This window comes from Caloramator fervidus (assembly GCF_900108045.1).
Lineage (GTDB): Bacteria > Bacillota > Clostridia > Clostridiales > Caloramatoraceae > Caloramator > Caloramator fervidus.
Window position 1 is genome coordinate 1 of sequence record NZ_FNUK01000038.1, and the last position, 8,393, is coordinate 8,393.

The following is an 8,393-nucleotide window of genomic DNA, read 5'->3' on the forward strand; positions in this document are numbered from 1 at the left end:
GAACATTTGAGACATACATACGAATGCAAAGAACTATATAAAGATAGAAGCAAAACCATAGAGAGGGTATTTGCTGACTTGAAGGAGAAGCATGGTTTGCGATGGACAACACTAAGAGGGATAGAAAAAGTGTCCATGCAAGCGATGCTTGTTTGTGCTTGCTTTAACTTAAAGAAGATGGCAAATTGGATGTGGAAGAAGGGACAAAACGGCCCTGGAAAGGGCAAAAATTTCTTTGTATTTATAAAATATTTATCAAAAATGCTTGTAAAAATACTCAAACCCCACTTTTCGTTTTTTGAAAAGTGGGGTTTGTCGACGGTCTGAGGGAATCTCATGGGAGATTCCCTTGTTTATTATTTGGCATATTTTTCAACATATTAACAAAATAAGACTAAAATTAGATTTAGATTCCACATCGTAGAAATTATACCATTTTGTCTATTGAAAAATATTTTTGTCTAATTTATAATACAATTAACGAATTTATTAAACATGGAGGTAGTGATATGGAGAAAAAGGGGTTCAAATCCATAAGGTTTAAATTAATAGTTCTTCCTTTATTGATACTATTTTTATCTTACGTTCTTTTTACAATATTTGCGGTTTATTTTACAAAACAGCTAGCATTAAAAACCATGAAGGAAGATGGTCTTGAGCTTACAAGACAGATGGCAAAGAGAATAGAGCAAAGAGCCGTAGCTTTTAATACCATTAATGAACAGATTGAAGATAAGATAAGGATGGCCGCTAAAGTTGTTTTAAGCCAGGATAGTATTAATAATGATGTTTTAAAAAGAATAGCAAATACTTTGGGGGTTGACGAAATAAACTATACTGATGCAAAAGGTGTTATTATTTATTCCAATTTAGATTCAAGCATAGGTGCGGTTTTTGATAGTAAGCACATATCCTACCCTGTTCTTTCAGGAAAACAAAATGAGCTTATGGAAAATATAAGAAAAAGCAGAGAAAATAACAACTATTATAAGTATGGATACATAAAAAATCCAAAGGGTGGAATGATTCAAGTAGGTATATTAGCAAACAAAATTCAAGATAGGTATAATAAAACGAGTTATCAAGCCCTTGTGGATGAAATAGCTCAAAATCCTAAGATAGTATATGCTTTGTTTATAGACAAAAACCTAACGGCGGTGGCCCACAGCATTAAAGAAAGAATTGGAATTAAGTTAGATGATGAAGGCAGCAAGGCTGCTGCTGTTTATGGAAAAGAATATGCCTCTGAGTATTATTACGATGTAAAAAAGGTTACGGTATATGATGTTTTAACTCCTGTATATGTAAACGGGGAGCATATAGGAGCTATAGATATTGGAATTTCAATGCAACCAGTTTATGATGCGATAAATAGAACTATATTTATCTTAAGCATAATAGGAATAATTTCCTTTGTATTGGTAGGCGGCATATTATTTATTTTCTCTAGAAATGCTGTAAATGTAATCAACAAAATAAAAGAATATCTAGGTTTTATGGCAAGTGGGGATTTAACTAAAGATGTTGATGAAAAGCTTATCAAAAATGAGGATGAGTTTGGAGATATGGCTAAGGCAATTTCACAGTTAAATGAGGCCTTTAAAGTAATGATTGGGGATATAAAATTAAAGGCACAACAAATAGGAAGGTCTTCAGAGAGCCTTGCATCAACTTCTCAAGAGATGGCAGCAAGTTCAGAACAAGTGGCGGCAACAATAAGTGAAGTGGCAAAGGGAGCTAATACCCAAACAGAAAAGATACAACAAGTTGTTAATCTAATGCACAGCTTAGCACAAAATATGAACAATATATATGAGAAGTTAAAAAGCGTTAAAGCATCAACAGATGATGCAAAGGATAAGGTTAATATTGGTAAAAACGAATTGAATATGCTCTTACAGTCGATAGAAGATGTGAAAGAGTCTTTTGAAATGGTAAACAGTAAAGTTAAAAATCTTTCCCAATCAGTATCTAGCATAAGCAGATTTACAGATGCTATAACAAATATAGCAGAGCAAACAAATCTTTTAGCATTAAATGCAGCGATAGAGGCAGCCCGTGCAGGGGAAGCTGGAAGAGGATTTGCAGTTGTTGCTGAAGAGGTAAGAAAGCTTGCTGAAGAATCTAAACATTCCGCAGATGAGATTAAGAATCTGATTTCGTCTATAGGACAAGATACAGAAGAAGTAATAAATACTGTAAATAATTTTGATGGCCATATTAAAGCTCAGATTGAAAATGTTGATAAAACAGTAAAATCCTTTGAGGATATATTAAATTCAGTTGATGCCATTGCCCCAGCTATAGAGGATGTATATAAGACAGTGGATTTAACGGTTGAGGCAAAGGATGCAGTGTTATCTGAAACAGAAGATGTATCAAGCATTATTGAAGAAACATCAGCATCAACAGAGGAGATATCCGCTTCAAGCGAAGAGATGTCAGCTTCAGCTCAAGAAGTTTCAGGAGCCGTTGAAGAACTTGCACAAATTGCTGACGAACTTGTAAAAACGGTTGAAAAGTTTAAGGTTTAAAAGGGTGGAGGTTAGGCCACCCTTTTATTTTATTGTTCAAATTATTATAATTACTGTGTATAAAACTAGTTTAAAAAACATATTCTTTTATGTAAATATTTTAAGGAGGTGACGGCGGTGAAGCGCATCATAGCAATTTTTTTTGCCCTTGTGTTTTGTTTTAGTCCTTTAAGTTTAACAAAAGTAAAAGCACAGGAAATTAAAATAGTTTTAGACTCGGAGGAAATTGTATTAAAGGTTAAAGAAAGCAAAAAAATAAATGCCACTATTTTGGAAGAAGGTTTAAAAGGGTTAAGATGGGTTTCAGAAAATCCTAATATAGCAGTGGTAGATGATGAAGGTAATGTTACAGGAGTATCTAAAGGTGAAACCTTTATAACTGTTTACTTAGAGGAAGATGAAAGCGTTTATGCAAAATGTAAAGTTAAGGTAGAACCTTATTTTGTTAATAGGGTAATATTAAGTCAAAAGCAAAAAGTTTTAAAAGTTGGGGATACATTTGAGTTGTTCTTTAAAGTTGAGCCTGAAGATGCAGAATATAAAGATGTGAAGTGGCTGTCAACAAATCAAAAGGTGGCAGAGGTTGAAAATGGTAAGGTTATAGCCAAAGCTCAAGGAGAAGCTTTAATAAAGGTTGTAGTGGATGGAATTGAAGATTATTGTAAAGTTAAGGTTGAGGCTAAAGAACTTACTTTAGAGGAGATAGAAAAAAAGATAATTAAAAGCCAAAATGAAGGGATATTAAAATATAATACATATTTATATAACAAAGTAAAAGGAAAAGCTACAAAAGCTTTAAAAAAGTCTACAAAAGTTTTAATATTAGATGAGTTTAATGAATGGTATTTTGTAAAAGTTTTGAATATGTCTGGATGGATTCCTTTAAAAGATGTTCAAGTTATTAAAACTAATGTCTTAAGTGATAGGTTAAGCAAGGAGGAACTTGAATTTTATGTAAATAAAAAAGGCTTTGAAAGCAAAACCGCTTATTTTATTTGGGTAGATACATCAAGGCAAAGGACATATGTTTTTAAAAAAGATAATTCTAGAAAGTTTGTTTTAGTTAAGGATATACAAGTTGCCACAGGAAAAGATGAAACTCCAACTAAAAAAGGATTGTTTGAATTAGATGGACAAAGGGGAGAGTGGATGTATTTTCCTGACACTAAAATAGGTGTTAAAAATTGGGTAAGAATAGTGGGAAGATATTTGTTTCACTCTGTTTTGTTTGCACGAGATAAAAAAACCATTGTAGCTCCAACTTTAGGAAAAAAAGCATCCCACGGATGTATAAGATTAAGCGTTGAGGATTCTTTGTGGTTTTATAAAAATATTCCTTCAAAGACAACGGTTTGGATTAATTAACCCTTCTTCTTTTTTAAAGAAGAAGGGTTTTGTCAATTTAAAGGGGATTTTCATATTATATATTAGGTTTTGGTAGGGGGTGGGAGAATGAAAAGAAATTTAAGTTTAAAAGGGATAGTGTTTTTAATGTTGATTCTATCTGTGGTATCTTCTTCTATTTTAGGGACATTGTCGGTTTTAAATTTAGGTAAAACAAATAGGCTTGTTAAGGATATGTATCTAACAAGGTTTTCTTCTTTAGATTATCTTTTAAGGATAAATGAAAAATTTTTAAAAATGAGAATAAGTGCAAATAGAGCTTTAAGGTTAAATGTTTTAAAGGAATATGATGATGTAATCAGTAAAAATATTGAAAGTTTATATTCAGAAATTTTAAATCTTATATCCAGCTATGAAAAAGTAGCTAAGGATGAGGAGAAAGGTTTGATTAGTGATTTAAAGGCAAATTTATATCAATATATGGTTCAATGGACGCAGGTAAACAATACGATAAAACAAGGAAATTTGTTTTCAAACTTGACTATATTTGATGAGATAAGTCAAAGGGTTGAAGATAATATAAAAAAGATAATAGAACTAAACAAAAATACATCAGAAAAGATGTATATACAAAGTCAAGAAATCTACTCTAGTCTTATTAAAAGCGTGTTATTTATTTTATTATCGATTCTTTTTCTATTAATAGTTATTACATTGTTTATATATAGGCTTATAAAAGAAGAAACTAATGAATTAAATGATGTAATTTTTGAACTTTCAAATGGTAATTTTTTAATCAAAAAAGTTGAAGAAGGAAAAAATGAGTTTAGCCAAATGAAGAAAACATTAGGTATTATGATAGAAAATGTAGCGGGTTTAATTAAGAATATAAAGGATAAATCAGAAGGGTTAAAGAATAATTCTCAAAGCTTATCAGCAGCATCTTTGCAAATGGCAACAAGCCTTGAGGAGGTTGCAAAAACTATGCAGCAGATAGCAGAAGGCTCAACATCACAAGCTAACGATTTACAAAATGTAGTAGAACTTATGCAAAGGCTAACAAAATCAATTGAGAATGCCTATAAAAAACTTTCAGAAGTTAAAAGCAGCTTTAAAAATACGGTTGAAAAAGCAAGTTTAGGAAAAGAAGATATAGAAAATTCCTTAAAAGTTATTAATGATATAAAGATTGCTTTTAAAAGTGTAGAAGATAAGGTAAGTGTTTTGATTACTTCAATTAAACAAGTGGAAAGTCTGGTAAATATTATAAATGAAATATCAGAGCAGACAAATCTTCTTGCACTTAACGCAGCCATTGAAGCGGCAAGGGCAGGGGACATGGGAAAGGGCTTTGCTGTGGTTGCTGAAGAAGTTAGGAAGCTTGCTGAGGAAACAAAGAAGCTTACAAAGGATATTGATAATACAATATATTCAATAAAAGAGGATACTCAAAAGCTTATCCAATCATCCTTCGAAGCTGAAAATTCTGTAGAATCTCAAACAAGCGTATTAAAAAATACTATTAAATTTTTTGAAGATATATTAAAGTCTTTTGAAAGTATAATTTTATCTATTGAGGATGCATATAAAGAGATGGATAAAGTAGAAAAATCAAAGGATGAGGTGTTAATAAAAGTAGAAAATATAAGTGCTATAACAGAAGAGACTAGCGCATCGGTTGAACAGGTTGCAGCGTCTTCTGAGGAGCTTTCAGCCTCATCACAGGAAGTGGCATCTATTGCAAAAAAATTAAGTTTCATGGCTAACGATTTAAATGATTCTATAAGTAAGTTTAAAGTAAGTTAGGCCTTAGGAATTATTCCTAAGGTTCTTCTATATATTGACATTTAATGAAATTTTATGTATTATATAAAAGGATATTTTTTATGGGGGGATCTTAGGTGGAGTTAAAACTTGATATGATTCAAACCGTTGGACTTGCAATTATAGTTTATTATTTAGGAGCTTTTATTCGTTCAAAGGTTTATGTATTAGAAAAGTTTTGTATTCCATCTCCTGTGGTTGGGGGACTTATATTTGCTATTTTTAATTTAATTTTAAGGCAAAATGGAATTTTAAAGATTAGTCTTGATACTACTTTACAAAAGCCTTTTATGTTAGTATTTTTTACTACAATAGGTTTGTCTGCAAGTTTGAAGCTTCTTAAAAAAGGTGGCCTTGCAGTTTTGGTATTTTTCCTATGTATAGTTTTTCTTGTAATACTTCAAGACACAATTGGAGTTTTGGTTGCTAAAATGGTTGGAGCAAATCCTTTGCTTGGGCTTATAGCAGGGTCTGTCACAATGGTTGGAGGACATGGAACAGGAGCTGCCTTTGGAGAGCTTTTTGAAAAATCCTATGGATTTAATGGGGCTGTTACTGCCGCTATGGCAGCAGCAACTTATGGACTAGTCTCAGGAAGTTTATTAGGAGGACCAATTGCTAAAAGGCTTATAGAAAAGAACAATTTAAAACCCCATGCATCTGATTACATAGATGAGGCTGCTATAGTGTTAGAAGAAGTGTCCTATGAAGAGATGTTTAAAACCTTTGCAATTATAATTATTTCAATGTCCTTAGGAGCAGTATTAGAAGCATGGTTTAAAAGCAAAAATATTACTTTGCCATCTTACATAAATGCTATGATTATTGCAGCTATCATATTAAATACAGGTGAGCTTACAGGAAAATATCATATAAACCAAAAATGTGCTGATATATTAGGTTCAATAGGATTAAACGTATTTTTGTCTATGGCTTTAATTGGACTAAAACTTTGGGAGCTAAAGGATATTGCAGGGCCAATGCTTGTGATATTAATAGCTCAAACTATTTTAATGATTTTCTTTGCATATTTTGTAATATTTAAGTTTAATGGAAAGGACTATGATGCAGCAGTAATGGCAGCAGGAACATGTGGTTTTGGAATGGGGGCAACACCTAACGCTATGGCTAATATGAGTGCTGTTTGTGAAAAATATGGTCCGTCACCAAAAGCCTTTTTTGTAATACCTTTAGTTGGAGCTTTTTTGATAGATTTTACAAACTCAATAATAATTACAACATTTGCAAATATGATAAAATAGGGGCATTGCCCCTTATTTTTTTTCCATAATTTTTATAAAATAATCCACTACATCCTCAAGGGATACAAGGCCTAAAACCTTTTCCTTTTCAACTATAGGAACAGCTGTTATGTCCTTTTCTCTTAAAATCTTTGCTATAGTTAAAATATCATCCTCTTTTTTTGCAGTTATTACTTCTTTTGTCATGGCCCATTCAACAGGACAAGTGATAATGTGTCCCTCTGTCCTTAAGAATTTAAATATATCTGACTTAACGATAATTCCTTTTAGATTATTTTCCTCATCAACAACAACGGCAACGCTTTTTTTGTTTTTTTCCATCTCATCAAGGGCTTTTTTGACGGTATCATCAGGTTTTAATGATACAAAGTTACTTTTTATAACTTCTAACATAATATCCCTCCTTTTTTTAAATTATATGATTTTCAGGAATTAAATTCAATAATTTTTAAAATATTCTAAATATTTTTTAAAGGATGCTTGATTATCCATTTTAAGTGCTTTATAATAAATTTTAAGAATTTTTTAACAAAGGAGGGTTTTTATGAAAAAAATTGCATTAAAGCAAAAGTTTATTGTAATTTTTATTTTAATATCCTTAATTTCAAGCATTTTAACTGCATCCTTATTTCTTTATAGAAGCAAAAAATTAGTAGAAGATAAAATAAATAGTTTTACTAAGCAGATTTCCTTAGAAAAAGTTTCCTACATAGATTCTTTTATATATTCTATGAAAACTTCAGTAGAATCGGTATCTAAAAATCCTAATGTTTTAAAAAAGGATCCAAATGGAATTATGGAGGTTATAAAAAGCATAAAGGATGCAAATGTTGATATTTTGTCTTTATATATTGGAACTAGTGATAAACAAACTTTTCTTTATCCCGGAAAGGTTCCTGAAGGATATGACCCAACCTCAAGGGGATGGTATAAAAATGCAGTAGCTTCCTTTGGAAGTGTGGTTATAACAAATCCTTATGAGGATGCCTTTACAGGAAAGTTTATAATAACTGTTTCAAAGGCCTTTAGACTCTCGAATGGACAGGTTGCAGTGGCTGCTGCTGATGTGGACTTAGAAAAGCTTTGTGATTATATAACCAAAACGCAAGTTGGACAAACAGGGTATGCGGCTTTAATTTTAGAAGATGGAACAATAATTGCCCATCCTAATAAGGATATGCTGCTTGTAAACATAGCTGAAAAGTATGACTTTGGTAAAAAAATTATTGAAATGAAGGAAGGAAATTTAAAATACACATTAGATAAAGAAGAAAAAATATCAGGCTTTGCAAAATCAAAGCAAACAGGTTGGATAGCTATTGCAACGATGAATGAGAGGGAATATGGAAAGGAATTTGAAAAATCAATAATTCAAACGGTTATATTTTTAATTATAACCCTAGGAATAGTAGCATTACTTGCCCTTGTT

7 protein-coding genes are annotated in these 8,393 nt (G+C 31.5%); 6 read left to right on the forward strand and 1 reads right to left on the reverse strand.

Features of this window, described 5'->3' with window-relative positions; genetic code table 11:
* From C4R78_RS09215 to gltS, 5 genes are all read left to right on the forward strand, one after another.
* Positions 1-327: transposase (locus C4R78_RS09215; RefSeq protein ID WP_146057656.1), on the forward strand; the 327-nt coding region annotated here is incomplete at its 5' end.
* A gap of 182 nt (positions 328-509) precedes the next feature.
* Positions 510-2,534 (forward strand): methyl-accepting chemotaxis protein, encoded by a 2,025-nt coding sequence (locus C4R78_RS09220; RefSeq protein WP_103896747.1) that lies wholly within the window; start codon positions 510-512, stop codon positions 2,532-2,534.
* A 117-nt stretch (positions 2,535-2,651) separates the two neighbouring features.
* The gene (locus C4R78_RS09225; RefSeq protein WP_146057688.1) at positions 2,652-3,899 is read left to right on the forward strand and encodes an Ig-like domain-containing protein; all 1,248 of its coding nucleotides are present in this window, start codon (positions 2,652-2,654) and stop codon (positions 3,897-3,899) included.
* Between the two features lie 87 nt (positions 3,900-3,986).
* Complete coding sequence (locus tag C4R78_RS09230; protein ID WP_103896749.1) at positions 3,987-5,684, forward strand: methyl-accepting chemotaxis protein; 1,698 nt, start codon at positions 3,987-3,989, stop codon at positions 5,682-5,684.
* 95 nt (positions 5,685-5,779) lie between these two features.
* Positions 5,780-6,964, forward strand: coding sequence for a sodium/glutamate symporter (gltS, locus tag C4R78_RS09235; protein WP_103896750.1), 1,185 nt, complete (start codon positions 5,780-5,782; stop codon positions 6,962-6,964).
* Between the two features lie 12 nt (positions 6,965-6,976).
* Here the strand turns inward: gltS and C4R78_RS09240 are convergent, their stop codons facing one another.
* A complete protein-coding gene (locus C4R78_RS09240; RefSeq protein WP_242971220.1) occupies positions 6,977-7,357 on the reverse strand; it encodes a CBS domain-containing protein in 381 nt (126 codons plus the stop codon).
* A gap of 151 nt (positions 7,358-7,508) precedes the next feature.
* Here C4R78_RS09240 and C4R78_RS09245 point away from each other — a divergent pair.
* Positions 7,509-8,393, forward strand: an 885-nt coding sequence (locus C4R78_RS09245) for a cache domain-containing protein (RefSeq protein WP_173689761.1), incomplete at its 3' end; no start/stop codon positions are given.